The sequence below is a fragment of the Dysgonomonas reticulitermitis genome (assembly GCF_054601275.1).
Genome location: NZ_BAAHWU010000115.1, coordinates 1 through 1,742 on the forward strand (window position 1 = coordinate 1; position 1,742 = coordinate 1,742).

The 1,742-nt window shown below is 35.1% G+C and carries 1 protein-coding gene and 1 pseudogene; one reads left to right on the forward strand and one right to left on the reverse strand.

Translation table 11 applies throughout. The features are described from left to right. A pseudogene (locus ACYPZI_RS15885) lies at positions 1 to 479 on the reverse strand (IS1634 family transposase); the annotation flags it as partial. A 741-nt stretch (positions 480 to 1,220) separates the two neighbouring features. Here ACYPZI_RS15885 and ACYPZI_RS15890 point away from each other — a divergent pair. After that, positions 1,221 to 1,619 carry a hypothetical protein gene (locus ACYPZI_RS15890; protein WP_459603342.1) on the forward strand — a complete coding sequence of 133 codons (399 nt, stop codon included), beginning with the start codon at positions 1,221 to 1,223 and terminating at the stop codon, positions 1,617 to 1,619. Positions 1,620 to 1,742 lie beyond the last annotated feature (123 nt).

The window sequence follows — 1,742 nt, forward strand, 5'->3', positions numbered from 1 at the left end:
TGAACCTGATCCTTTTGAGTATCGTGTAATTTGTCCAAATAGCGGTAAATCTTGTGAAGTTCCACATCTTCGTCAAAATACGACTTCAAATAATCAACCGTAGCCACCTTGCTGCGAGGCTGACAAAGGCGCGATACGACCAGATGTTTCAATATCTCATCATCAATCCGGTCGAAGCCAACCAATTGAAACACATGATTCAATATCAGTTGCGTTCCATTGAGCAGTATGTTCTCAATATTGCCCAATAAACGTTCTGTTACCTGCTTTTCTTCCTGTTCGCGTGTGTGTTCGGCAAACATATCGCGCTCGCCAAGATAAGCCGACAGCCATTTCTTGCCTTGCTGATACAACCTTTCTATCTCAGATTCATCAGAACTTGTTCCGATTGTTTTTACATAATTGGTTTTGCCGTTACCTTTGGCTACAATTACGACACTTGTTGTGCCTGACCGATTTTTCTTTTTGCGTACAAACATGGTGCAAATATAGCACTTTTTGAGGCTTGCGACACCCATTTTGGTGTCGCAATTTCTGCAAATAACTGTGTATGTGAATCTTATAAATTTGTTAAAATGAAAGTGTCAAAGTCAGGAAATACCCCTCCCCGTTAAATATAAAGTAACTTTATATATAAGAGGCGTCTTAGTAACCTTTAAGACGCCCACGCTGTACGAGAAGAAAAAGAATGCTTAAAAAAACGCGCAACGGCTCTGTAATAATCAATCGCAATCTCTATAAAAACCGAACTACTAAAAAAAGTATTCAGTTTAGAACGAATGTAACAGATTCTAATTGATTTTGTAATAGAAAGATTCTGTAAATAGATAAGAATCAAAAAGATATTTTTTCTTTTCAAAAATTCTCAATCCAACTATTTGTAAATGATACGCTTTTATTATCTTTGTTCTAATTCCGATGTATTAAAAAGTTAGTAATCGGAAGGACTTATTAATAAAAGTGTTTAAAGATATTATTCTTGTCTAAGAAAATCGCCAATTTTCAAAACCGAACAAGTTTAGTAGACAGCAAACGCCTGCATTTCGATTTGTATATACATTCATATATACGATAAAGGAGTGCAGGACTGTTGTTTTGCATTTGTTCGGTGGGTGTTTGGCGATACCTCTTAGACAGATAAGACTTAACAGTTCCTGCACTTTCTTATTTTATATAACCTGTCTTTTGAGGGAACGGAAAGACACAAATTTTATACAATTATGAAACAATTATTAGTTTGTTTATTTGCATTCGTAAGTATTAGTGCATCCGCTCAATGGGCTACTTATACTCCTATTGAAACTCCTAAAACCACAACATCAGGCAATAAAACTGTAATTCAACCCGCAAAAGTTAAGCAAAAAGAGGAAGTAAAAGAAGACACACAAAGAACAACAGGATATTATGCCAATTTACAAGGTGGAACATCCAGAGTATCTATAAAATTTACAGTAAAAGAAAGTTATACAGGCGAAGTATTAACGCTTGTCGGTTATTATAATGGGGTATCATGGGTTTCTATTCGTACCAGAGTTGATAAAACAGGGTATGGAGACCCTAAGAATTTTGATTACAAAGTGGGTATTGCGCATCTGGGAACAGTTTATTTTAATTATTAAATGACTTTGTTGCAACGGTATTGTAAAAGAAGGGTTACAGGTGTATTTTTGTATTTGCAAATTCAAAAAAGTAGATATATGAGTACCTCACCGATAACCCAGATCAAAGATAAATATAAAATC

Coding starts and splice junctions, on each gene's coding strand:
- ACYPZI_RS15890 (WP_459603342.1), top strand. CDS start 1,221: ATGAAACAATTATTAGTTTGTTTATTTGCATTCGTAAGTATTAGTGCA.